Source organism: Affinibrenneria salicis (genome assembly GCF_008710095.1).
On sequence record NZ_VYKJ01000001.1, the window covers coordinates 736,571 to 761,567 of the forward strand.

The 24,997-nt window shown below is 57.8% G+C and carries 21 protein-coding genes and 1 other annotated feature; of the genes, 13 read left to right on the plus strand and 8 right to left on the minus strand.

The features are described 5' to 3' along the window. Positions 1-37 precede the first annotated feature (37 nt). Positions 38-643: an HD domain-containing protein gene (locus tag FJU30_RS03300; RefSeq protein ID WP_150433660.1), complete on the minus strand. Its 606-nt coding sequence runs from the start codon at positions 641-643 to the stop codon at positions 38-40. A 201-nt stretch (positions 644-844) separates the two neighbouring features. Between FJU30_RS03300 and trhA the strand changes: the two genes are divergently transcribed. Then, positions 845-1,492 carry a PAQR family membrane homeostasis protein TrhA gene (trhA, locus tag FJU30_RS03305; RefSeq protein ID WP_150433659.1) on the plus strand — a complete coding sequence of 216 codons (648 nt, stop codon included), beginning with the start codon at positions 845-847 and terminating at the stop codon, positions 1,490-1,492. Positions 1,493-1,687: 195 nt separating this feature from the next. Here trhA and ettA read toward each other — a convergent pair whose 3' ends face one another. After that, a complete protein-coding gene (gene ettA, locus FJU30_RS03310; protein ID WP_150433850.1) occupies positions 1,688-3,355 on the minus strand; it encodes an energy-dependent translational throttle protein EttA in 1,668 nt (555 codons plus the stop codon). 489 nt (positions 3,356-3,844) lie between these two features. On the opposite strand from ettA, the gene sltY reads away from it, so the two are divergent. Together sltY and trpR are read left to right on the plus strand one after the other, a co-directional pair. Continuing rightward, positions 3,845-5,773, plus strand: coding sequence for a murein transglycosylase (gene sltY, locus FJU30_RS03315; RefSeq protein ID WP_150433658.1), 1,929 nt, complete (start codon positions 3,845-3,847; stop codon positions 5,771-5,773). Positions 5,774-5,860: 87 nt separating this feature from the next. Beyond that, entirely contained in the window at positions 5,861-6,229 is a 369-nt protein-coding gene (gene trpR, locus FJU30_RS03320; protein WP_150433657.1) for a trp operon repressor, read from the plus strand. Here trpR and yjjX read toward each other — a convergent pair. Further along, on the minus strand, positions 6,226-6,762 hold the full coding sequence (gene yjjX / locus FJU30_RS03325) for an inosine/xanthosine triphosphatase (RefSeq protein WP_150433656.1): 537 nt from the start codon (positions 6,760-6,762) through the stop codon (positions 6,226-6,228). The genes trpR and yjjX overlap by 4 nt on opposite strands. A 52-nt stretch (positions 6,763-6,814) precedes the next feature. Between yjjX and gpmB the strand changes: the two genes are divergently transcribed. After that, a complete protein-coding gene (gene gpmB, locus FJU30_RS03330) occupies positions 6,815-7,462 on the plus strand; it encodes a 2,3-diphosphoglycerate-dependent phosphoglycerate mutase GpmB (RefSeq protein WP_150433655.1) in 648 nt (215 codons plus the stop codon). Here the strand turns inward: gpmB and robA are convergent, their stop codons facing one another. Further along, a complete protein-coding gene (robA, locus tag FJU30_RS03335) occupies positions 7,463-8,326 on the minus strand; it encodes an MDR efflux pump AcrAB transcriptional activator RobA (RefSeq protein ID WP_150433654.1) in 864 nt (287 codons plus the stop codon). A gap of 204 nt (positions 8,327-8,530) precedes the next feature. Between robA and creA the strand changes: the two genes are divergently transcribed. Beyond that, positions 8,531-9,007, plus strand: a complete 477-nt coding sequence (gene creA / locus FJU30_RS03340) for a protein CreA (RefSeq protein WP_395858501.1) — start codon at positions 8,531-8,533, stop codon at positions 9,005-9,007. Between the two features lie 91 nt (positions 9,008-9,098). Here creA and arcA read toward each other — a convergent pair whose 3' ends face one another. Then, a complete protein-coding gene (gene arcA, locus FJU30_RS03345) occupies positions 9,099-9,815 on the minus strand; it encodes a two-component system response regulator ArcA (protein ID WP_150433653.1) in 717 nt (238 codons plus the stop codon). A gap of 1,136 nt (positions 9,816-10,951) precedes the next feature. On the opposite strand from arcA, the gene FJU30_RS03350 reads away from it, so the two are divergent. The 5 genes from FJU30_RS03350 (at position 10,952) to thrC (ending at position 18,430) form a co-directional block, all read left to right on the plus strand. Continuing rightward, complete coding sequence (locus FJU30_RS03350) at positions 10,952-12,406, plus strand: FAD-dependent oxidoreductase (protein ID WP_150433652.1); 1,455 nt, start codon at positions 10,952-10,954, stop codon at positions 12,404-12,406. 206 nt (positions 12,407-12,612) lie between these two features. Beyond that, positions 12,613-13,314: a tRNA/rRNA methyltransferase gene (locus FJU30_RS03355; protein ID WP_150433651.1), complete on the plus strand. Its 702-nt coding sequence runs from the start codon at positions 12,613-12,615 to the stop codon at positions 13,312-13,314. Between the two features lie 203 nt (positions 13,315-13,517). Further along, positions 13,518-13,638, plus strand: a sequence feature (Thr leader region). Positions 13,639-13,743: 105 nt separating this feature from the next. Continuing rightward, positions 13,744-16,203, plus strand: coding sequence for a bifunctional aspartate kinase/homoserine dehydrogenase I (gene thrA / locus FJU30_RS03360; RefSeq protein WP_150433650.1), 2,460 nt, complete (start codon positions 13,744-13,746; stop codon positions 16,201-16,203). Positions 16,204-16,207: 4 nt separating this feature from the next. Then, complete coding sequence (gene thrB / locus FJU30_RS03365) at positions 16,208-17,137, plus strand: homoserine kinase (protein WP_150433649.1); 930 nt, start codon at positions 16,208-16,210, stop codon at positions 17,135-17,137. A gap of 3 nt (positions 17,138-17,140) precedes the next feature. After that, the gene (gene thrC, locus FJU30_RS03370; RefSeq protein WP_150433648.1) at positions 17,141-18,430 is read left to right on the plus strand and encodes a threonine synthase; all 1,290 of its coding nucleotides are present in this window, start codon (positions 17,141-17,143) and stop codon (positions 18,428-18,430) included. A gap of 72 nt (positions 18,431-18,502) precedes the next feature. Here the strand turns inward: thrC and yaaA are convergent, their stop codons facing one another. Then, positions 18,503-19,276 (minus strand): peroxide stress protein YaaA, encoded by a 774-nt coding sequence (yaaA, locus tag FJU30_RS03375; RefSeq protein WP_150433647.1) that lies wholly within the window; start codon positions 19,274-19,276, stop codon positions 18,503-18,505. Positions 19,277-19,491: 215 nt separating this feature from the next. Here yaaA and tal point away from each other — a divergent pair, with 215 nt between their 5' ends. Continuing rightward, positions 19,492-20,445 carry a transaldolase gene (gene tal / locus FJU30_RS03380; protein ID WP_150433646.1) on the plus strand — a complete coding sequence of 318 codons (954 nt, stop codon included), beginning with the start codon at positions 19,492-19,494 and terminating at the stop codon, positions 20,443-20,445. Positions 20,446-20,513: 68 nt separating this feature from the next. On the opposite strand, the gene FJU30_RS03385 is transcribed toward tal, so the two are convergent. Beyond that, complete coding sequence (locus FJU30_RS03385; RefSeq protein WP_223881492.1) at positions 20,514-21,542, minus strand: GGDEF domain-containing protein; 1,029 nt, start codon at positions 21,540-21,542, stop codon at positions 20,514-20,516. A 366-nt stretch (positions 21,543-21,908) separates the two neighbouring features. On the opposite strand from FJU30_RS03385, the gene mog reads away from it, so the two are divergent. Both mog and FJU30_RS03395 read left to right on the plus strand, forming a co-directional pair. Continuing rightward, positions 21,909-22,502: a molybdopterin adenylyltransferase gene (gene mog / locus FJU30_RS03390; RefSeq protein WP_150433644.1), complete on the plus strand. Its 594-nt coding sequence runs from the start codon at positions 21,909-21,911 to the stop codon at positions 22,500-22,502. A 121-nt stretch (positions 22,503-22,623) separates the two neighbouring features. Further along, positions 22,624-23,976: an MFS transporter gene (locus tag FJU30_RS03395; RefSeq protein ID WP_150433643.1), complete on the plus strand. Its 1,353-nt coding sequence runs from the start codon at positions 22,624-22,626 to the stop codon at positions 23,974-23,976. Between the two features lie 61 nt (positions 23,977-24,037). Here the strand turns inward: FJU30_RS03395 and satP are convergent, their stop codons facing one another. Next, positions 24,038-24,616, minus strand: a complete 579-nt coding sequence (gene satP, locus FJU30_RS03400) for an acetate uptake transporter (protein ID WP_150433642.1) — start codon at positions 24,614-24,616, stop codon at positions 24,038-24,040. Positions 24,617-24,997 lie beyond the last annotated feature (381 nt).

Genomic DNA, 24,997 nt, shown 5'->3' on the forward strand with positions numbered 1-24,997 from the left:
GGCAGGCCGGACGCCTGCGTCCGGCCTGCGTCGGGGGTTACTTCAACCAGCCTTTTGTTTGCGCATCCGCCAGATGGCGTTGCAGATGGCGCCAGAGTTCCTGGTTGATGTCGGCGATAAAGGCGACGCGCGCCAGCACCTGCTCCAGGCGAATGCCGTTCTCCAGCCAGCTCTGCCCCTGATTATGCAGATTCATCAGTATGGGCATGATGCGGTCAAGCATGAGCGCAAAGCGCGCTTCCGCCGTTTCGCCGCCTTCATATTCCAGCCACAGCTGGTGAAAATGCTGGCTCTGCGGCTGCGGCAGCAGGCCGAACAGACGGGCGGCGGCGGCCACTTCCTGCTCGTGCACCGCGGCGCGCGCGCTCAGATCGTAAACCAGCACGTCGCCGGCATCGATTTCCACGATGTCGTGGATTAGCGCCATCTGGATCACCCGCTGAATATCCACTTCGCCGGCGTACGGCGCCAGGCTCATGGCGGCGACGGCGAAATGCCAGCTGTGCTCGGCCGAGTCTTCGTGACGTTCGCTGCCGATGATTTTGGAGCGGCGCTGCACGCTTTTCAATTTATCGATTTCCATTAAAAAACCGACTACGCGGGTCAGGGAACCGAAATCCAGCTCCGGTGAGACAAAAGACATCAGAAAACCTCAGATTGTAAAATACGCGGGCTATTGTAGGGGAAGCGCGCAGCATTGCCATCACCTATTCGTGCCGCACCGCGGCCGGATATTTATTTAGCTTACACGTGTACACTGAAATAATTCTCAGCTAAGCTGCTGACAGTTTATTGGTTGGCTGACGACGGATAAGCCATTGAGTATGCAGGTGAGGTGGAACGAATGGCGAAAAATTTAATGGAACAGGGATATACGCTGGCGGAAGAGGTCGCCAATAGCATCAGCCACGGCATTGGCCTGGTGCTGGGGATTGTGGGGCTGGTGTTGTTGCTGACGCAGGCGCACCGCACCGGGGCCGATGCGGTCGCCATCGCCAGCTACAGTCTGTACGGCGGCAGCATTATTCTGTTGTTTCTGGCCTCCACGCTTTACCACGCGATTCCTTCGCCGCGGGCTAAACCCTGGCTGAAACGGTTTGATCACTGCGCGATTTATATTCTGATTGCCGGCACCTATACGCCTTTTCTGCTGGTGGGGCTCGGTACGCCGCTGGCGCTGGGGCTAATGGTGGTGATCTGGGCGATCGCTTTACTGGGGGTGATATTTAAACTGGCGTTCGTGCATCGTTTCGAGGCGATGTCGTTAATTACCTATCTGGTGATGGGCTGGTTGTCGCTGATCGTGGTGTATGAGCTGGCGCAGAAGCTGTCGATATGGGGCGTGGCGCTGCTGGCGCTGGGCGGGGCGATTTATACGCTGGGGGTAATCTTTTATGCCTGCAAGCGTATTCCCTACAACCACGCTATCTGGCACGCTTTCGTGCTGGGCGGCAGCCTGTGCCATTTTCTGGCGATTTACCTGTACGTATAACGCATGAGCTAAAAAACAGGCCCGCGGTGCGGGCCTGTGGTTGCTGGTAACCCCGGCGATAAGCCCGGGATAGCCGGGCCTGCCGCACCGGGGGGGCGCTCCGGCGGTTAATGCAGCCAGGGCCCCTCGCCGCGTTTCCCCTGGCAACGAACGTTGTCATCAGTCTGAGGCCCGCGGTGCGGGCCTGCGGCAATACTAGCGGGTCATCTTCTTATATTTGATGCGGTGCGGTTCCAGCGCATCGGCGCCCAGGGTGCGCTTCTTGTATTCCTCGTATTCGGTGAAGTTGCCTTCAAAGAATTCCACCTTACCCTCATCCTGATAGTCGATGATATGGGTGGCGATACGGTCGAGGAACCAGCGGTCATGGGAAATGACCAGCGCGCAGCCCGGGAACTCCAGCAGGGCGTTTTCCAGCGCGCGCAGGGTTTCGATGTCCAGGTCGTTGGTCGGTTCATCGAGCAGCAGCATGTTGCCGCCCACCTGCAGCAGCTTGGCCAGATGAACGCGGCCGCGTTCGCCGCCCGACAGCTCGCCGATGCGTTTGCCCTGATCGACGCCTTTAAAGTTGAAGCGGCCGACGTAGGCGCGGCTTGGGATTTCAAAGTTGCCTATGCGCATAATGTCCTGCCCGCCGGAAACCTCTTCCCACACCGTTTTGCCGTTGTCCATGTTGTCGCGGAACTGATCGACCGAGGCCAACTGTACGGTTTCGCCCAGCGTAATGCTGCCGGCGTCCGGCGACTCTTTGCCGGACAGCATACGGAATAGGGTGGATTTACCCGCGCCGTTCGGCCCGATAATCCCGACGATGGCGCCCTTCGGCAGCGTGAACGACAGATTATCGATCAGCTGGCGGTCGCCGTAGGATTTGCTCAGGCCGTCGACTTCAAGCACTTTATCCCCCAGACGCGCGCCGGGTGGAATAAACAGTTCGCTGGTTTCGTTGCGCTTCTGATATTCGGTGCTGTTGAGCTCTTCGAAGCGAGCCAGACGGGCCTTGCCCTTCGCCTGGCGGCCTTTCGGATTCTGACGCACCCACTCCAGCTCTTTCTCGATCGACTTGCGGCGGGCGGCTTCGGACGAAGCTTCCTGCGCCAGACGCTGATCTTTCTGTTCCAGCCAGGAGGAGTAATTGCCTTCCCACGGGATGCCTTCGCCGCGGTCCAGCTCCAGAATCCAGCCGGCGACGTTATCGAGGAAGTAGCGGTCATGGGTGATGGCGACCACGGTGCCTTCATAGTCGTGCAGGAAGCGTTCCAGCCAGGCGACGGATTCGGCGTCGAGGTGGTTGGTTGGTTCGTCCAGCAGCAGCATATCCGGTTTTTCTAGCAGCAGGCGGCAAATCGCCACGCGGCGCCGTTCACCGCCGGACAGATTGGCGATGATAGCATCCCACGGCGGCAGGCGCAGCGCGTCGGCGGCGCGTTCCAGCTGGTTATCCAGGTTATGGCCGTCGTGCGCCTGAATGATCGCTTCCAGCTCGCCCTGTTCTTTAGCCAGCTTGTCGAAATCGGCGTCGGGATCGGCATAAGCCGCGTAAACTTCGTCCAGGCGGGTCAGCGCCTGTTTGACGTCGGCCACCGCCTCTTCCACCGCTTCGCGCACCGTCTGCTCCAGATTGAGCTGCGGCTCCTGCGGCAGATAGCCGATTTTGATGCCGGGCTGCGGACGGGCCTCGCCCTCAATATCCTTATCAATGCCGGCCATAATGCGCAGCAGGGTCGATTTACCGGCTCCGTTCAGCCCCAGCACGCCAATCTTGGCGCCGGGGAAAAAACTGAGGGAGATGTTTTTCAGAATATGACGCTTCGGCGGAACCACTTTTCCGACGCGGTGCATAGTGTAAACGTATTGAGCCACGTTGCTCTGAGCCTCTCTCTGATGGTTGTTATCCTGCCCCGCGTCAGGCGCCGGGCAGGCATCGTTGTGCCGGCCCGCCCGCGGGCAGCCCGGTAAATTCGTCTTCGCCTGTGGAGTGTAACGGGTTTCGTGATCCGATCCCAGCCATCCCTGTGTTTGCCGGGCGCCGGTCAGTACGCATTTCTGCTTCGTGACGCGCGTCGCGCAGCGCACATCCGCGGCTAACGTATCGCTATACAGCATGATGTGCCACACTTAAACGCTGATTTATCGCGGGCCGGATGTGACGATTGCGGCAAGATGAGGTCAAAGGGTCAGAACTGCGCCGCGCCCGTCGCGTTGCGGCAGGCGCGGGTTTCCGGCGTTATTTGCGTCGGCGGCCGGGAATTCTCTCGCTTACCGTCTGCCCGCAACCTAAAATCGATTGAATCTCCGTCTGGCGCGGTTTCGGCGGTAAAACGTCACATCATGATGAGGATAGTGCAGGTTATGGTTAAAGTGGGTTCCTGGCGCGTCGTGGTCGCGGCGCTCTGTCTGACGGGGTTGTCGATGGCGGCGCAGGCTGATTCGCTGAATGAACAGCGCCAGCGTTATCAACAGGTAAAGCAAGCATGGGACAATAATCAACAGGACGTGGTGGCGCAACTGATGCCGACGCTGCGTGATTACCCGCTGTATCCCTATCTGGAGTACCGCGCTCTGACGCAGAACCTGTCTCAGGTCGACGCTGAGCAAATCGGCGCGTTTATCGCCGCGCATCCGACGCTGCCCGTAGCGCAGAATCTTCACGCCACTTTCGTCAACGAACTGGCGCGCCGCCAGGACTGGGCGGGGATACTGCGCTTCAGCCCGCAGGCGCCGAAGCCGGTGGCCGCGCGCTGCAACTACTATTATGCCCAGTGGGCGGACGGGCAGCGTCAGTCGGTCTGGCCGGCCGCGCGCGAGATCTGGCTGACCGGCCGTTCGTTGCCGTCGGCCTGCGATCGTTTATTCAGCGTCTGGCAGCAGGCCGGCGAGCAAACGCCGCTGGTCACGCTGGAGCGTATGCGTCTGGCGCTGAATGAAGGCAGCAGCGGGCTGGTGACGTATCTGGCGAAGCAGTTGCCGGCCGACTATCGGACGATGGGCGAGGCGCTGGTCAGGCTGCAGCAGGATCCGACCAGCGTCGAGGGCTTTGCCCGGTCGGTCGGTCCGACCGATTTCACCCGCCAGGCGACGCTGGTCGCTTTCAGCCGCGTCGCGCGCCAGTCGGCGGATGAGGCCCGCTCAATGCTGCCGGTGGTGGCGCGTCTGCAAAAAATGAGTGACGCGCAGCGCCAGGCGATGACGGAGGCGATAGCCTGGCGTCTGATGGGGACGGACGTTACCGCGGAACAGGCCGGCTGGCGCGACGACGTGGTGCGTCGCAGCCAGTCCGTCGCCCTGCTGGAGCGGCGGGTGCGTATGGCGTTGGGCAGCGGCGATCGCAAGGATCTGGCGGACTGGCTGACGCGTTTGCCGGCCGAGGCGCTGCAGAAGGATGAATGGCGCTACTGGCGCGCGGTTCTGTTGCTGGAACAGGGGAAACTGCAGGAAGGGGAGACGATGCTGCGCGAGCTGACCAATGCGCGCGGGTTCTACCCGATGGCGGCGGCGCAGAAACTGAATATCAACTGGCCGGTGAGTATTGCGCAGGCCGCCCGGCCCGACAGCGCCCTGACGCAGCTGGCGGAGATCGCGCGGGTGCGCGAGCTGATGTACTGGCAGATGGATAATCTGGCGCGCCGTGAATGGAGCGGCCTGGTGGCCAGCCGCAGTAAGCCGCAGCAGGAGGCGCTGGCGCGCTATGCGTTCGATCAGGGCTGGGCCGATCTCAGCGTACAGACGACCATCGTCGGTAAACTCTGGGATCACCTGGAGGAGCGCTTCCCGCTGGCGTGGCGGGATGAATTCCGGCGCGCCACCGAGGATAAAGGCATCAACCAAAGCTATGCGATGGCGATCGCCCGTCAGGAGAGCGCGTGGAATCCGCAGGCGCGCTCGCCGGTCGGCGCCAGCGGGCTGATGCAGCTGATGCCGCGCACCGCTCAGCATACGGCGGAGATGAACAACATCGGCGGCTACCTCAACAGCAGCCAGCTTTTCGATCCGCAGACCAACATCACGCTGGGCACCGCCTACCTGGACTATGTTTATCAGATGTTCGGGCGCAACCGCATACTGGCTTCCGCAGCTTACAACGCCGGGCCGTCGCGCGTTAATCGCTGGCTGGAAAGCAGCGCCGGACGCATTGACGCCGTCGCCTTTATCGAAAGCATTCCGTTTTCGGAAACCCGCGGCTATGTGAAAAACGTGCTGGCTTACGATGTGTTTTACCGGCATTTCCTGCATCAGCCGGCCAGCGTGCTAACCGATGCGGAATGGCAGCGCCGCTATTAATTTCACCCGGCGGCCGGGCGGGTCATCGTGACGCGCCGGCGATCTGTGTTATGCTGCCGTACTAGTTAAAGAGTATGGCAGCCTGTTATGACACCGTTATCACTTTTCGATCCCGCGCTTTCGGACCAGGCGAATGAAGACTGGCAGCATTTTATGACGCTGCTGCGTCAGTCAGTTGCTGACGATCTGAACTATCCGCTGCTGCAGCTGTTGCTGACGGCGGATGAGCGCGCCGCGCTGGGCACCCGGGTGCGGATTATTCAGGAATTGATGCGTGGGGAAATGAGCCAGCGCGAACTGAAGAATTACCTGGGCGCGGGGATCGCCACCATTACCCGCGGCTCAAATAGCCTGAAATCGGCGCCGCCAGAGTTGAAAAACTGGCTGGAGACGCACCTGTTGACGCAAGAGCCTGTGGATTTGGATCCGGGCCCAGATTCGGACTCGTCGCGTTAGCTGATTTTGACCGGCGCCGGCTGATAAACCGCATTATGGAACGGCACCAGCGCCAGCAGCAGCGCCTGATGATACACGCTGGTGCGCGACAGGCGTCCGTTGGTAAACACGCCGATTGCGCCGCCGCGCCGGCTGATATCGCTGAGGCCGGTCAACTGCGCCATTTCATCGCCTAATTCGCGCCCCTGCTGGATCCCCTGTAAGATAATTTCTGGCAGAATAAGGCTGGCGGAGCGAGACTCGCCGCGTTGGTGGGCATTTTCGATCACCATCCAGGCGAACGTCATTCCTTCTTCAATGCCGGCTTCGACGCCGACCCAAAAATGGGCCTCCGGCCGTACCTGTCGAGCCATCATGACCCGGTTGCGGGCGCCGGTGCGGGTTTCGACGGAGCCCAGTGGCTGATTAGGCACGCCGCTGTCGACATCCACACTTTCGATGCGGCAGTTGTCCGCGCCGTAGACGTCGGAGAATGCTAAGGTAATCGCCTTAATTTTTGCCGGATTGGTAGTTGTAGCGACGACGTGATACATAACAGGTTCGCACTCTATTAGTTAATTTGACGCAGTATAACGGAAAATCACCATGTTACAGGTCTATCTTGTTCGCCACGGCGAAACGGAATGGAATGCGGCTCGACGTATTCAGGGGCAGTCGGACAGTTTATTGACGGCGAACGGCGAGCATCAGGCCGCTCTGGTCGGCCAGCGAGCAAAATCCCTCGGCATTACGCACATTATCACCAGCGATCTGGGGCGGACGCGTCAGACCGCCGCCATTATCGCTCAAGCCTGTTCGTGTCCGGTGACCGTCGATGCCCGCCTGCGCGAACTGGATATGGGCGTGCTGGAGACGCGCTATATCGATTCGCTGAACGGCGAAGAAGAGGCGTGGCGCAAGCAACTGGTTGACGGTACGCCCGACGGACGAATCCCGCAAGGGGAATCGCTGAGCGAGCTGGCGCAGCGTATGCGCGCGGCGCTGGATAGCTGCCTTGAACTGCCGGCGGACAGCCGCCCGCTGCTGGTCAGCCATGGTATCGCGCTGGGCTGTCTGGTCGGCACCGTCCTCGGTTTGCCGGCCTGGGCCGAGCGGCGGCTGCGGCTGCGCAACTGCTCGCTGTCGCGGCTGGATCACCAGCAGAGTCCCTGGCTGGCCTCAGGCTGGGTGGTGGAAACGGCCGGAGATGTTTCCCATCTGGACGCTCCGGCGCTGGACGAATTGCAGCGTTAATCAGCGGCGGACCGGGATGAGGTATTCGCAGCGGATACGCTCGGGCGGGCTGCCGTCCGGGGTGTGCTGCGGATGGAAGCGTTCGGCGTCATAGCCTTTGCGGCGCGTAAGCTGAAACGTGGGCAGGCAGGTATCGTACAGCGAAATAATGAAGTCCTGCAGGCCGTCGGTTTCCCCTTCGTAGACAAAGAGCGCGTAATCGCCGCCGGGCAGGACGACATCGTGGCCGGGCAGTATATCGTCCGACAGGTATTCAGGCTCTACCGCCGTGGTGTACAGCACCTCATGCTCATCCTGTTCTTTGCCCGGGCGCGAATGATGCAGGCCGTACAGCGTGGGCGGCAACGTTTTAGGATTGCCGAGATACTGCTTCCAGTACTGAATGCGGATATCGGTACGGAAATTACAGATCTGTTCCAGCGTGCAGTTGTAGGTCTGCGTCACGCCCACCAGCCGGATATCCGGCAGCGTGATAAACTCCGGCTGGGGCAGGGTAAACTCTCCAAGGCGAATCGGCGGATGAATCCCGGCGGTGTTCCAGTCATCGGCGCGGCGATAGGACGCCGGCGTCTGAGCGAACTGCTTTTTGAAGGCGCGAGTGAAGGTTTGCTGCGAGTCGAAACGATACTGCAGGGCGATATCCAGAATCGGGCGGCTGGTCAGACATAGGGCGACGGCGGCCTTGGTCAGGCGGCGTGCGCGAATATAGGAGCCGATGGAATGGTTAGTGACATCCTTAAACATTCTTTGCAAATGCCACTTGGAATATCCTGCTTTTGCGGCCACATTGTCCAGAGATAAAGGTTGGTTCAGATGGCTTTCCAGCCAGTTAAGTAAATCTCGTATAATACTGGCTTGATCCATAGATCTTCCTCAGCAGAACAAACGGTGCACCAAAAGTTTCTTTGCACATAATAGCAATTTTTTGACTGGGGTACTGCTTTAGATTGATTCAGTTTCACAAAGGTTAAGGTTTGTAACATTTTGTTCCGTTATTCTTTCTTTGTGAACCCGACGAGCCTGGCCGGCCTCCGCCGCCAGATGCGATTGATTAAGGATAAGGTATCAATGATAAAGAAAACGTGGTTTATGGGGTTCTGCTTACTGGGGCTATCTGCCTCTTTCGCGCAGGCCGAAGAGATCGGCTCGGTGGATACCGTATTTAAACTGCTTGGGCCGGACCACAAAATTGTGGTGGAGGCTTTTGACGATCCTGAAGTCAAAAACGTGACCTGCTACATCAGCCGGGCTAAAACCGGCGGCATCAAGGGCGGGCTGGGTCTGGCCGAGGACACGGCGGATGCGGCTATTTCCTGCCAGCAGGTCGGGCCGATCGAACTGAATGAACGCATCAAAGCCGGTAAGGAAGAGGGCAGCGTGGTGTTTCAGAAACGGACATCGCTGGTGTTTAAGAAACTGCAGGTGGTGCGTTTCTACGATGGGCAACGCAATGCGCTGGTCTATCTGACTTATTCCGATCGTCTGGTGGACGGTTCGCCGAAAAACGCGTTGAGCGCGGTGCCGATCATGCCCTGGACTCGCTGATCGCGGGCGACATCATCGCGCCGATCGCTATCGCGTTCGGCGCCGGCCGGCGTTCTGACGGTGAATAGACAGGACGCCGGCGGCGGGTGGTTTAGTCTTCCAGTTCGCCGCAGAAACGGTAGCCTTCGCCGTGAATGGTGGCGATGATTTCCGGCGTATCCGGCGTCGATTCGAAATGCTTACGAATACGTCGGATCGTGACGTCTACCGTACGGTCGTGCGGTTTCAGTTCTCGGCCGGTCATTTTCTTCAGCAGTTCGGCGCGTGTCTGGATTTTGCCCGGGTTCTCGCAGAAATGCAGCATGGCTCGGAACTCGCTGCGCGGCAGTTTATACTGCTCGCCGGTAGGGCCGACCAGCGAACGGCTGTTGATATCCAATTCCCAGCCGTTGAAGCGATAGCTTTCCACCAGGCGGCGCTCTTCGCTCACGCTGCCGAGATTCATGGTGCGCGACAGCAGGTTGCGGGCGCGGATAGTCAGTTCACGCGGATTGAAGGGCTTGGTGATATAGTCATCTGCGCCGATTTCCAGACCGAGGATTTTATCGACTTCATTATCCCTGCCGGTCAGGAACATCAGCGCAACGCTGGCCTGCTCGCGCAGTTCGCGTGCCAGCAACAGGCCGTTTTTACCCGGCAGGTTGATGTCCATAATAACCAGGTTAATGTCGTTCTCAGACAAAATCTGATGCATTTCTGCACCGTCATTGGCCTCGTGAACAACGTATCCCTCGGCTTCAAAAATACTTTTGAGGGTATTGCGAGTCACTAACTCGTCTTCGACAATAAGAATGTGCGGGGTCTGCATGTTTGCTACCTAAAATTGCCAACTAATATTAGAAACCGGAAGTACAGAAGTCGTTGTTATCTCAGGCGCTTCCGCGGTGCCGTTCGCCATTCCGCCTGCCGTCTGACTAAAGTACGTATAAATGCGTTCCTGAGGAACGTTCTCTCTGTCGCGGATCGTGCCGGCGCCAGATTGTGATGAGGTTTAAACAGAACTCGAATTGGCGCATAGTTTAACCTTATTAACAGCGACATAACAGTAAAGCCTGATTTTGCCTGCTAACAAATCTACGGTTCTGTTGACATATATCAAATTTAATTGTACCACGTTAACTATTTTGTGAAAAACACTTATAAGATTGCCAGCTTAAGTCACAATTTAATGTTTTCCTGAACGATTCAGCATGGTTAACTGACTTGATGTTTATTTCGAAAAAAGAGCAATATAGATAATTTAATATCTTGATATTTATTGTTTTTATTAGACAGTTAAATTGAATTTCCGACGAATAAACCATATTGATGCGCCGGCGGCATCTCGCTGGCAATATTGTCGACCATTTTGTTAATTTATCGTGTCTTTTAGGTTGCCATTTATCCCGCGCGCCTTCTCCCGGCCGCCAGACCTCCCTTCGTGGTCGTTTTTCGCGCTTTTTTCAATGGTGTTATTTTATCTATTTGAATTTTATGTGATTATCTCGTCGCTCTGAGTCGACGGATATTCATTTATTAGCGAGCTAATTTCATTCTGTGCATAAGCGGTTATCACTGTTTTTATGCGTGAATGTAAAATTATAAGCTATTCGCAAACGATATTTAGGCTCTTCCTTTCCATCGGATAACGTTAACTGGCATTGATTTTGCGTGTCGTCAGACGGGCTATTAACCTTGCTTTTTAGTTAGATGGAGCCGGCAATGATGGATTTTGTGGCGCATCGTTAATGTGATGGCGTTGGCGTTGAGCGGTCTTGCATTGACGGGGCGTGCCGCTGATTTAATCATGGTCCGTCAGATGATTCCCGACCCCTCTCAGATTGCCCCGGCGGATAATGCCGGTGAGCAGGCCAGCGGACTTCACATCGATTGGCGTAATTTGCCGCCGCCGCGAAAGTGATCGTCGCTGCGGTACGGAAACCTTTATGAGTAAGAATAATCGCTATGGCATATCGTAATGAAACCCCGATTGGACTCCTGGCCTTAGAGCAACGACTGCATCAGGATTTAGCATGGCTGGCGCTGCCGACGACCGGTGGCGCACAGAAAACGCATCCTGCCGGCCGCGTGCAGGATGTGGTTATCATCGGCGCCGGCATGGCCGGAATGGCTACCGCTCTGGCGCTGCGTCTGGCGGGGATTGACGCGGTGCTTTATGACCGCGCCCGTAAAGATGATGAAGGCCCCTGGACTACCACGGCGCTGATGGAAACGCTGCGTTCTCCCAAACAGCTGACCGGGCCGGCGCTGGATCTGCCGTCCCTGACGTTCCGCGCCTGGTATGAAGCGCAGTTTGGCCGTCAGGCCTGGGAGAGACTGGACAAAATTCCGCGCTTACAATGGGCGGATTATTTGCGCTGGTATCGCCGGGTGCTGGCGCTGGATGTGCGCAATGAACATGAGCTGGTAAACCTGCTGCCGCGCGATGATGGCGTGGTGCAACTGGATCTGCGCCATGCCGGGCAACGGCAGACGGTGCTGGCGCGAAAAGTCGTCCTGGCGGTCGGGATGACGGCGTTTGGCGGCGCGGCCATCCCGGACTTTGTGACGGCGCTGGATCGACGTTACTGGGCCCACGCCGCCGATCCCATCGATTACAGCGCGCTGAACGGGCGGCGCGTGGCGGTGGTCGGCGGCAGCGCCGCCGCGATGGATACGGCGGCGACCGCGCTGGAGGCCGGCGCCGGGGCGGTGGAATTGCTGATTCGCCGGGCGGATTTTCCGCGCGTGAATAAAAATAAAGGGGCCGGCAGCCCAGGGCTGGAGCAGGGCTATTATTCGCTGCCGGATGAGTGGAAATGGCGACTGGCGCACTATATCGCCAGCGAACAGATTCCGCCGCCGCGCGGCAGTACGCTGCGGGTCGCGCGTCATGCCAATGCCTGGTTTAATTTCGCCTGCCCGGTTTTGCGGGCGCAGCAGGAGGAAAACGGAGTAACGTTACATACGCCGAAAGGCGCGTTTCCGGTAGATTTTGTGATTCTTGCCACCGGTTACCGGCTGGACTGGTCGCAGTGCCCGGAATATCGGGCGCTGGCGGGACAGATCATGCTCTGGCGCGATGCCTTTCGGCCGCCGGAGACGCAATATAACGACCAACTGGCGCAATATCCGTATCTGAATGAGGATTTTTCGCTGCGGCCGAAGAGCTCGTCAGCGCCGCAGGGGCTGGATCGCATTCACTGTTTTAGCTATCCCGCGTATCTGAGCAATGGGTATGTGGTGGGATTGATTCCCGGTCTTTCGGTCGGCGCCCGACGTCTGGCGCAGGCGATCGCGGCGCAGCTGTATGTCGAAGATCGTGAATATCATTATCGGCGGATTGTCGATTATAACGAGCCTGAACTGCTGGGCGATGAATGGCGGCCCGCGCCTCCATACTCCGCTCGCCGGCGCTGAACGATACGTCGCACCAAAGGCGGCCGACCGCGTGCGAGTCTCCCCGGCCGACAACCGGCGCCGCGCTTCGCCCTGAGCGCTCTTTGCCGGTTGCCGATACGCATGCCTTGCGGGCCGACGAATACTCTGGGATCCTGACCGCTTGCGCCGTCGGCGCGCGGCGCTGGCGCGGCCAGCCGCGTATCGGTCAGATTTTGGAGAGTATTATGCGGTTTTGTATCATTCTGGTGTCCCCGGCGCGGCCTGAAAATGTTGGCGCGGCGGCAAGGGCGATGAAAACGATGGGGTTTGCCGAATTGCGCATCGTGGACAGTCTGGCGCATCAACAGCCGGCCGCGCGCTGGGTGGCGCATGGCTCCGGCGATATTCTTGACGGCGCCGTCACCTTCCCCTCGCTGTCGGCCGCGCTGCACGATGTCGATTTCACTATCGCCACTACGGCGCGCAGCCGGGCGCATTTTCACTATTTCTGCACGCCGCCCGAGCTGGGCGGCATGCTGGAGGAAAAACGTCGCTGGATTAACCGCGCTGCGCTGGTGTTCGGCCGCGAGGATAGCGGTTTAACCAATGACGAGCTGGCGCTGGCCGATATATTGACCGGCGTGCCGATGCAGGCCGACTATCCCTCGCTTAATCTGGGGCAGGCGGTGATGGTATACTGCTACCAGCTCGCGAGCCTGGTGCAGTCGGCCGCGCCTGCCGTCGCCGAAGCGCAGCCTGGACAACTGGCTGCGCTCCGGCAGCGGGTCGACCGTTTGCTGGTCAGTTTGCAGGTCGCCGATGATGAAAAATTGCGTGACTGGCTACAACAGCGCTTAGGCTGGCTCGAGCAGCGCGACACCGCAATGCTGCATACCTTGCTGCACGATGCGGAAAAGGCGTTGGCGGAAAAAGATAGCGAAAAATAATTCGGCGCTGGTTAATAATTTTGCCCGTATTAATATTTTGGCGTTTATTCCTGTGAAATCTCATTTTGGTGGTGAATGATGGATTTTCGGCGTTTTGGCGCGCCGACAGAAAAAAACAGAAATCCATTGACTTCATGCTGCGATTGCTTTAACCAATAGGGCGGGAATTTTTTTAACGTGAGACTCAATGCATAGCATGCCTCTTTTCAGCCTGATGACCACCATCATTATTATTACCACCGGTACGACAGGTAACGGTGCGGGCTGACGCGTAAAGAAAAAATTAAAAAAAGCCCGCACCTGAACAGTGCGGGTTTTTTTTTATGGTGGGCGCTCCCTTGCCCGCCGCCTTATTAAGCCGCGGTAAGCGGCGTTCAAAAGCGCTCCCGGCGTTTTTGTCGGCAAAAAAATTCAGGAGAGAAATGAAAAATGCGAGTGTTGAAATTTGGCGGGACTTCGGTGGCAAATGCGCAACGTTTTATGCACGTTGCCGACATTATCGAAAGTAATGCGCGTCAGGGGCAGGTTGCCACCGTCTTATCGGCGCCGGCAAAAATCACCAACCATCTGGTGGCAATGATCGATAAAACGGTCGCCGGTCAGGATATTTTCCCCCATCTGCAGGACGCGGAAACCATTTTCTCTTCGCTGCTGCAGGGGCTGGCCGAGGCTCAGCCGGGCTTCGCTCTCGATCGCCTGAAGGCGGTGGTCGAACAGGAATTCGCCCAGTTGAAACAGGTTCTGCACGGTATCTCGCTGCTGGGGCAATGCCCGGATAGCGTCAACGCCAGCATTATCTGCCGGGGCGAGAAACTGTCGATCGCCATCATGGAGGCGCTGTTCCAGGCGCGCGGCTATCAGGTATCGGTCATCAACCCGGTGGAAAAACTGCTGGCGCAGGGGCACTACCTTGAATCCACGGTCGATATTGCCGAATCGACCCGCCGCATTCGCGACAGCGCCATCCCGTCCGACCACGTTATTCTGATGGCCGGTTTTACCGCCGGCAACGATAAGGGCGAACTGGTGGTGTTGGGGCGCAACGGTTCCGACTATTCCGCCGCCGTGCTGGCCGCCTGCCTGCGCGCCGACTGCTGTGAGATATGGACCGACGTCGACGGCGTTTATACCTGCGACCCGCGTCAGGTGCCGGACGCCAGACTGCTGAAGTCGATGTCCTATCAGGAGGCGATGGAACTCTCTTACTTCGGCGCCAAAGTCCTCCACCCCCGCACTATCGCTCCCATCGCTCAGTTCCAGATCCCCTGCCTTATCAAGAACACCGCCAACCCTCAGGCGCCCGGCACGCTGATCGGTAAAGACAGCAGCGACACCGCTAACCCGGTGAAGGGGATTACCAATCTGAACAACATGGCGATGTTCAACGTATCCGGGCCGGGTATGAAGGGAATGGTCGGCATGGCGTCGCGCGTGTTTGCCGCGATGTCCGGCGCCGGCATTTCGGTGGTGCTGATTACCCAGTCCTCTTCTGAATACAGCATCAGTTTCTGCGTTCCGCAGAACGATCTGGCGCGCGCCAGAAAAACGCTGGAAGATGAATTCTATCTGGAACTGAAAGAAGGGCTGCTGGAACCGCTGGACGTGATGGAGCGGCTGGCGATTATCTCGGTGGTCGGCGACGGTATGCGTACGCTGCGCGGCCTGTCCGCCCGCCTGTTCTCGGCGCTGGCCAGCGCCAACATTAATATCGTGGCGATCGCCCAGGGGTCATCCGAGCGTTCGATCTCCGTCGTGGTGGCCAATGAGGTGGCGACGACCGGCGTGCGCGCCGCGCACCAGATGCTGTTTAATACCGATCAGGTGCTGGAAGTGTTTGTGATCGGCGTCGGCGGCGTCGGCGGCGCGCTGCTGGAACAGATTCATCGCCAGCAGCACTGGTTAAAACAGAAGCATATCGACCTGCGCGTCTGCGGCATTGCGAATTCCAAAGCCATGCTGACCAATATCAACGGCATTGATCTGGATAACTGGCAGACCGGGCTGGAGAAGGCGGATGAACCGTTCAACCTCGGCCGTCTGATTCGCCTGGTGAAAGATTATCATCTGTTGAACCCGGTGATTGTCGACTGTACCTCAAGCCAGGCGGTCGCCGATCAGTATGCGGATTTTCTTGCCGACGGCTTCCACGTGGTGACGCCGAATAAGAAGGCCAACACCGGTTCGATGAATTTTTATCAGCAGATTCGCGGCGCGGCGGCGAAATCACACCGCCGTTTCCTGTACGATACTAATGTCGGCGCCGGCCTGCCGGTGATTGAGAACCTGCAGAATCTGTTGAACGCCGGTGATGAGCTGATTCGATTCAGCGGCATTTTGTCTGGCTCGCTTTCGTTTATTTTCGGTAAGCTGGACGAGGGGCTGTCGCTGTCTGAAGCGACGCAGCAGGCGAAGAAAAATGGTTACACCGAGCCCGATCCGCGCGACGACCTGTCGGGAATGGACGTGGCGCGCAAGCTGCTGATTCTGGCGCGCGAGTCGGGTTATAAGCTGGAGCTCGACGATATCGACGTCGAGTCCGTGCTGCCGTCCAGTTTCGATGCGTCCGGCGATGTGGAGACGTTCATGAATCGCCTGCCGTCGCTGGACGATGAGTTCGCGCGCCGGGTTGAACTGGCGCGCAGCGAAGGCAAGGTATTGCGTTATGTCGGCGCGATCGAAGAAGGGCGCTGCAAAGTGCAGATTAGCGCGGTAGGCGGTAACGATCCGCTGAATAAAGTGAAGGACGGCGAGAATGCGCTGGCTTTCTATAGCCGTTATTATCAGCCGCTGCCGCTGGTGTTGCGCGGCTATGGCGCCGGTAATGACGTGACCGCGGCCGGCGTATTCGCGGATTTATTACGTACGCTGTCATGGAAGTTGGGAGTTTAATTATATGGTTAAGGTGTATGCACCGGCTTCAATCGGCAACGTTAGCGTTGGGTTTGATGTGCTGGGTGCGGCTGTTTCGCCGGTAGACGGCACGCTGCTGGGCGACTGCGTGACGGTTTCGGCCGCCGACAGTTTTAGTCTGCAAAACGCCGGTCGTTTTGTCAGTAAGCTGCCGACCGATCCGCAACAAAATATTGTCTGGCAGTGCTGGCAGCGTTTCTGCCAGGAGATTGGCCGGGAAGTACCGGTCGCCATGTTGCTGGAAAAGAACATGCCGATCGGTTCGGGGCTGGGCTCCAGCGCCTGTTCCGTCGTGGCCGGGTTAATGGCGATGAATGAGTTCTGCGGCAAGCCGCTGGACGATACCCGTCTGCTGGCGCTGATGGGCGAGCTGGAAGGGCGTATTTCCGGCAGCGTGCATTATGACAATGTCGCGCCCTGTTTTCTGGGCGGGCTGCAGTTGATTCTGGAGGAGGACGGCATTATCAGCCAGCCGGTTCCCGCCTTTGACGACTGGCTGTGGGTAATGGCTTATCCCGGCATCAAGGTGTCGACCGCCGAAGCGCGGGCCATCCTGCCGGCGCAGTATGTGCGCCATGACTGCATCAGTCACGGCCGCTATCTGGCCGGCTTTATTCACGCCTGCCATACCGGTCAGCCGCGTCTGGCGGCGAAACTGATGACCGATGTGATCGCGGAACCTTATCGCACCCGTCTGCTGCCCGGCTTTGCCGAAGCGCGCCAGGCGGCGCAGGATATCGGCGCGTTGGCGTGCGGCATTTCCGGCTCCGGCCCGACGCTGTTCGCCGTTTGCGATGACGGCGACACCGCCCGGCGCATGGCGGACTGGCTGCAGTCGAATTATCTGCAAAATGATGAAGGTTTTGTTCATATTTGTCGTCTGGATACCGCAGGCGCGCGACAACTGGGATAACACATGAAATTGTATAACTTAAAAGATCATAGCGAACAGGTGAGCTTTGCGCAGGCGATTAAGCAGGGCCTGGGGCGTAAGCAGGGACTCTTTTTCCCGCAGGCGCTGCCTGAATTCGACGCGGCGGAGATCGATGACCTGCTGCGGCAGGATTTCGTCAGCCGCAGCAGCCGTATTCTGTCGGCTTATATCGGCGACGAAATTTCTGCCGAAGTCGTGCAGCGTCGGGTGAGCGCCGCCTTCGCCTTCCCTGCGCCGGTGGTTCCTGTGAGCGAAGATATTGCCGCGCTGGAGCTGTTCCACGGGCCGACGCTGGCGTTCAAAGATTTCGGCGGCCGTTTTATGGCGCAGATGCTGGCGGAAGTCGCCGGCGACCGCAAGGTGACGATCCTGACTGCCACCTCCGGCGACACCGGCGCCGCGGTGGCCCACGCGTTCTACGGACTGAAAAATGTCCGCGTGGTGATCCTCTATCCGCGCGGCAAGATCAGCCCGCTGCAGGAAAAATTGTTCTGTACGCTGGGCGGCAATATCCACACCGTAGCGATCGACAGCGACTTCGATGCCTGCCAGGCGCTGGTGAAACAGGCGTTTGATGATGAAGAGCTGAAGCAGGCTCTGGGGCTGAATTCGGCCAACTCAATCAACATCAGCCGGCTGCTGGCGCAGATTTGCTACTACTTTGAAGCGGTGGCGCAACTGCCGCAGGAAGAGCGTCGTCAGCTGGTGGTTTCTGTGCCCAGCGGCAACTTCGGCGACCTGACCGCCGGCCTGCTGGCGAAATCGCTCGGTCTGCCGATCAAGCGCTTTATCGCCGCCACCAACGCCAACGACACCGTGCCGCGTTATCTGACCAGCGGCGAATGGCAGCCGGGCAAAACGGTCGCCACGCTGTCCAACGCCATGGACGTCAGCCAGCCGAATAACTGGCCGCGGGTGGAAGAGCTGTTCAGCCGTAAAAACTGGCAGTTGAAAACGCTGGGCTTCGGCGCGGTGAGCGATGAGACGACGAAACAGACGATGCGCGAGCTGGAAGGGCTGGGCTACACGTCCGAACCGCATGCCGCCATCGCTTATCGTCTGCTGCGCGATCAACTACAGCCGGGCGAATTCGGTCTGTTCCTCGGCACGGCGCATCCGGCGAAGTTTAAGGAAAGCGTAGAGGCCATCCTCGGCAAGACCCTGCCGCTGCCGGACGCGCTGGCTCAGCGGGCCGAACTGCCGTTGTTGTCCCACGATCTGCCGGCCGATTTCGCGCAGTTGCGTAAGCTGCTGATGGGATTGCCGGCGTAATGTTACCGGGGGTGCCGTCGATGACGGCGGCAACCCCGGCGTTCAGAGGCTTGCCGGCTCAGAGTCCGTGCCCTACTGTTCGTGTCGTTTAAATACCAGTTCGCTGGCGGACGAGGCGTCCTGATCGAAGAAGTAGCCCTCCAGATCGAAATCTTTCAGTTGCTCCACCTGCGTCAGCCGGTTTTTAATAATAAAACGGCTCATCATGCCGCGCGCTTTCTTTGCGTAGAAACTGATGACTTTAAATTTGCCGTTCTTCTCATCCATAAATACCGGTTTAATCAGCGTGGCGGCCAGCTTGTCCACTTTTATCGCCCTGAAGTACTCGTCCGAGGCCAGATTAACCAGGATATCGTCGCCCTGCTGCTCCAGCGCCTGATTAAGTTTATGCGTCAGGGTGGCGCCCCAGAAACTGTATAGATCCTTGCCGCCGGGATTATCCAGCTTAATGCCCATCTCCAGTCGGTAGGGCTGCATTAAATCCAGCGGACGCAGCACGCCATACAGACCGGACAGCATACGCAGATGGCGCTGGGCGAAATCGAAATCCTCTTCGTCGAAATCCTCTGCGGCCAGACCGGTGTATACATCGCCTTTGAACGCCAGCAGCGCCTGACGCGCGTTGTCCGGCGTGAAATCGGCGTGCCAGTCGGCGAAGCGAGCGGCGTTCAGTCCGGCCAGTTTATCGCTGATATGCATGAGTGAAGCGATACGTTCCGGCGTCAGTTGCCGGCAGCGCGCGATCAGCTGGCTGGACTGCTCCAGCAGCTCGGGCTGGGTATAGCGTTGCGTGGCGAGCGGGCTGGCGTAGTCCAGCGTTTTAGCCGGGGAAAGGGTGATCAGCATCGGTGCGTATCCTGTCGTTTTTGCGCGATTAATAAGGGTTACTGTAGCAAAAAAGCGTAAAGAAAGCGGCGATGGATATAACAGGAAAAGGCTGCCTTGCACCGCTGTTTTCGCGTGTTATTATCAATTGCAGGCGCAAATTCATGTAACCAGCTGATGCCTGCGCCCTGCGCGTACCAAACCGTTTTCATGCACTAACAATGAGAAATGACAACATGACGGATAAACTTACTTCCCTGCGACAATACACCACGGTCGTGGCTGATACCGGCGATATAGCGGCCATGAAACTGTACCAGCCGCAAGACGCTACGACCAACCCCTCCCTGATCCTGAACGCTGCGCAAATTCCTGAATATCGTCGACTGATTGACGAGGCCGTTGCCTGGGCGCGTGAGCAAAGCAGCGACCACGCTCAGCAGATCGTGGACGCAACGGACAAACTGGCCGTGAATATCGGTCTGGAAATTCTGAAGTTGATCCCCGGCCGTATCTCTACCGAAGTCGACGCGCGTCTCTCTTACGATACCACCGCCAGCGTAGCCAAAGCTAAACGACTGATTAGTCTGTATAACGCGGCCGGCATCAGCAACGATCGCATCCTGATTAAGCTGGCGTCCACCTGGCAGGGTATCCGCGCCGCCGAACAACTGGAAAAAGAAGGCATTAACTGTAACCTGACGCTGCTGTTTTCCTTCGCCCAGGCGCGCGCCTGCGCGGAAGCGGGCGTTTTCCTGATTTCTCCGTTTGTCGGCCGTATTCTGGACTGGCATAAAGCGAATGGCGATAAGAAAGAGTTTGCCCCGCAGGAAGATCCGGGCGTGATTTCCGTGAGCGAAATTTATCACTATTACAAACAGCACGGTTACGACACGGTAGTGATGGGCGCCAGCTTCCGCAACGTCGGCGAGATTCTGGAGCTGGCGGGTTGCGATCGCCTGACTATCGCTCCCGGCCTGCTGAAAGAGCTGGCGGAGAGCGCGGGCAGCATTGAGCGCAAGCTGTCTTTCTCCGGCGATGTGCAGGCGCGGCCGGAAAAACTGACGGAAGCGCAGTTCTACTGGCAGCACAATCAGGATCCGATGGCGGTGGATAAGCTGGCCGAAGGGATTCGAAAATTTGCCGTTGACCAGGAAAAGCTGGAAAAAGTGATCGCCGGCCTGCTGTAACCGGCGGCCAGTTTAAACGCAGGCCGCCGGCCTGCGTTTTTTATACCGGCTATTTATAAACATACCGGCTATTTATAAACGCTGTTTCTGGCCTTCTTCGCGCAATACAGCTTTTCATCGGCGCGGTTAATAACCTGTAGCAGCCCCTCTTTCCCGGACTGATATTCAACCAGCCCGATACTGACCGACAGTTTGAGGTCCGCCAGCGTCGAGGTATCCATGGCGTTAATTGCGTTTCTGGCGCGCTCGGCGACGTTCCACGCCTGGTCCAGCGGCGTTTCCGGCAGAACCACCGCGAACTCATCGCCGCCGATACGGCCGAAAATATCCGCTTTACGAAAAGAGTGATGCAGTTGCGCGGCGATGGCCTGTAGCGCAACGTCGCCGCCGCTGTGTCCGAGCGTATCGTTAATTTTTTTGAAGTGGTCGATATCAATCAAAATGACACAAACCGGCTTACCGGTGAAATTCGCCAGGTGCAGCACCTTGCTGGCGGCGGTGAAAAAGGCTTCCCGGCGCAGGAAACCCGTGAGTTCGTCATAGCGGGCGGTAGTGGGCAATTCAATCAGATATTTTTTGGCCAGAATCGACAACAGGCTGCCCAGAATGGCCGATAGCAAGACCACGCACAGCACCATGCCCAGCGAATTGGCCGTCGACAGAGTGGTGAGCAGCGTGGGTTTATCCAACTGGCTGGTCGTCCTGACGCGTACGCCGGTCAGGATATCGGTTTCGGACAATATGGGAAAGATGGTGATCAGTTTGCCCTTTGCGCCAAATTCGCCGATTGCCGGTAGTTTATTCTGGCAAATGCGAATGATTTCCATATTGTTAAATGAAAGGTTTAGTTCTGATAAACGATTAATACATTCGGTGGTGGTATTCCGGGTATTAAAAGCAAAGGTGGCCACGCGGGAATATAAATAGTTGCCTGAACGGTATTCCTTTTCGTTTTCCGTCACGCTGCTGCCGGCATTGTAAGACTTATACACATCAATGGTTTCAGCCAGATTCTTCCGTTCTGTCTGCCAGTCATAGGATTGCGTCTGGTGAATAACAATGGTCGTTAATAGCAGCGAGAAAATGCCGAATAACACAGAGGCAGAGCCCGGATGGGCAAATAATTTTAGTATTTTATAGTTAATGGCATTCATGCGACAACTTCCCGGGCGAAACAACCTTAATCAATAGCAGGAGATAAAATAAAAATAGAGTTTTACTTATTCTACCATCTTTCGACTCGCGAACGCTCGGCTTACTTATGCCCTAAAGCAAATTTTTATGGTGCCAGTAAGGGGCGAAAATTGACGCCGTTGGCCTTTTACTCTGGCCGAACCGATCGAATGCGCTTCTTCCGGCGGAATGGACGACCGCTGCAAGAAGGTGGGGTGCCCTGGGCGATTCGGCCGGGGTTTCTGGTAAACTGACCTTTCCCTGGCCATGTCTGAGTAGAGAGCCTCTGTATGAATATATTGCGAATTGGGCTGGTGTCGGTTTCCGATCGTGCATCCAGCGGTGTGTATCAGGATAAAGGTATCCCGGCATTGCAGGCATGGCTGGCATCCGCGTTGACCACGCCCTATGAGGTGGAAGTGCGGCTGGTGCCGGATGAGCAGCCATTGATTGAGCAGACGTTGTGTGAGCTGGTGGATGAGATGGGCTGTTATCTGGTATTGACCACCGGCGGAACCGGCCCGGCGCGACGCGACGTGACGCCGGACGCTACCCTGGCGGTGGCCGATCGGCTGATGCCGGGGTTCGGCGAACAGATGCGCCAGATCGGCCTGCACTTCGTTCCCACGTCGATTTTATCGCGTCAGGTCGGGGTGATCCGCAAACAGGCGCTGATCCTTAATCTGCCCGGCCAGCCGAAGTCGATTCAGGAAACGCTGAGCGGGGTACGCGACGAAAACGGCAACGTGATCGTCGCCGGCATTTTTGCCAGCGTGCCGTACTGCATTCAACTGCTTGAGGGGCCTTATGTGGAAACCGATCCGGCCGTGGTAGCAGCTTTTCGCCCTAAAAATGCAATACGCGAAATAAAAAACCAAAGTTAAACCATTTCTGCCATAAGATTCAGCTTCTCTGGTGTGTGGAAAATTTGCCGCTATAGTAATTTTATTTTTACACATGGCGGCAATTTTTTGTCGGTACACTCTGGCGTTAAAACGGTAATTTATGGCTCGCGAATCTTTTCCCTCTGCTCCCGCCCCCGCTCAGGGCGCTCCACGGCGGTTAAACCGCCAGGATTATAAGACGCTCTCTCTGGCCGCCCTCGGCGGTGCGCTCGAGTTCTATGATTTTATTATCTTCGTCTTTTTCGCCGTGGCGATCGGCGATCTGTTTTTTCCGCCGAATATTCCGGAATGGCTGCGCCAGGCGCAAACCTTCGGCATCTTTGCCGCCGGTTATCTGGTGCGGCCGCTGGGCGGCATCATCATGGCGCACTTCGGCGATCGGGTAGGGCGTAAGAAAATGTTCAGCCTGAGTATTCTGTTGATGGCGCTGCCCACGCTGGCGATGGGGATGTTGCCGACCTACGCGTCCATCGGTATCGCGGCGCCGCTGTTGCTGCTGCTGATGCGTGTGCTGCAGGGGGCGGCTATCGGCGGGGAGGTGCCCGGCGCCTGGGTGTTCGTAGCCGAGCATGTGCCGCGCGCGCGTATCGGTTTTGCCTGCGCGACGCTGACCGCCGGACTGACGCTGGGCATCTTGCTCGGCTCGCTTGTGGCAACTTTATTGAACAGTGTGTTGACCCCGCAGCAAATGCAGGACGGCGGCTGGCGCATCCCGTTTTTTATCGGCGGAATCTTTGGCCTGACGGCGATGTATTTGCGGCGCTGGCTGCAGGAAACGCCGATCTTTGTTGAAATGAAGGCGCGCAAAGCGCTGGCGAAAGAGCTGCCGTTGAAAGCGGTGATGGTTAACCATAAAAAAGCGGTGTTGATCTCAATGTTGCTGACCTGGTTGCTGTCGGCGGGTATTGTGGTGGTGATCCTGATGGCGCCGGTCTATTTGCAAAAGCTGCATGGCATCTCCGCGGCAATGGCGCTGCAGGCCAACTGTCTGGCGATCATTGCGCTCGTCGTCGGCTGCATGGTCGCGGGGTACGCGGCCGATCGTATTGGCGCCGGCCGTACGCTGATGTTTGGCTGCGCGCTGCTGGCCCTCTGCTGTTCGGGGTTTTATTACATTGCGGCCAATGAACCCGGCTGGCTGTTTCCCGGCTATGCGCTGGCGGGGTTCAGCGTCGGCGTGGTGGGCGTGGTGCCTTATGTCATGGTGCGTTCTTTCCCGGCAGAGGTGCGTTTTTCCGGCATTTCGTTCTCCTATAATCTTTCCTATGCCATTTTTGGCGGCCTGACGCCCATCTCTGTCACGCTGATTATGGCGGTGACGCCGATGGCGCCGGCGTTTTATATTCTGGCGCTGGCGGCTATGGGGTTTGCGCTGGGCGTCTGCCTGCAGCAGGAAAGTTGCTATGCGGAGCATCAGCCGAGCGGCGAAGTGCCGTCGTCAGCCGGCGTGTGAACGCGCGCCGGCGCGGGGCGGGGCGCAGGGCAGGCGGACAAGGCCGCCTGCCGCTCCGGGTTCAGTGACTGGAACCGGACGGCGCGCCGATCGGCAGGACGGTGCGGCCCGCCTGTTCGTTCAGCAGTTCGGCCATCGCTAAATAGATGGCGCTGGCGCCGCAGATAATGCCTTCGTAGCCGGCAAACACCAGCAGCGCGTGGTTGGCGGTAAAGTTTCCGATCGCCAGTAAGGCGAACAGCACTACCAGGCTGGCGAAGACAAACTGCAGCGCCCGGCTGGCGCGCAGGGTGCCGAAAAACATAAACAGCGTGAACACGCCCCACAGCGCAAGGAAAACGCCGAGGAAGCGACCGTCGCTGGCCTCGGCCAGCCCGACGCGCGGCAGGATCAGAATGGCGACCAGCGTCAGCCAGAACGCGCCGTAAGAGGTAAAGGCGGTCGCGCCGAACGTATTGCCTTTCTTATATTCCAGCATGCCGGCCAGAATTTGTGCAATTCCGCCGTAAAAGATACCCATACTGAGAATGATGGCCGAAAGGGGGAAAAAGCCCGCGTTGTGCAGGTTAAGGAGTACCGTGGTCATCCCGAACCCCATGAGCCCGAGCGGACCTGGGTTTGCCAGCGTGTTGGTGTGCATAAATCCTCTGCGATAACAGATTAATCATTTTTGTTGTATGCCCCTCCTCCTTCTGGCCGCAGGCCGCGCCCGGCCGCCGGTCGCTTGCCTATGCTCCGCGTCCGATGCCGCTCGCCTTTCTCAACCGGAAATCTGTCGGGGGTAAAAGACGCTATTGCCCGCATGATCACGGGGCGATTTTCCCCTGTATTCCGGCGAGCGCGGCATCATATCGGGCGGCGAAAAAGGAAACAATATGGCCGGCAGGAATAAATTGATAGCAAAGGAGATTTAACAGAATTTTTTTTACCTCTCCCCCTTGATGCGGCCGGGAGTGACCCCATCTTATTCTCAACCAGGCGGTTTGGCCGATGAAAAAGCGTGAAGCAGAGAGTTGAAAAG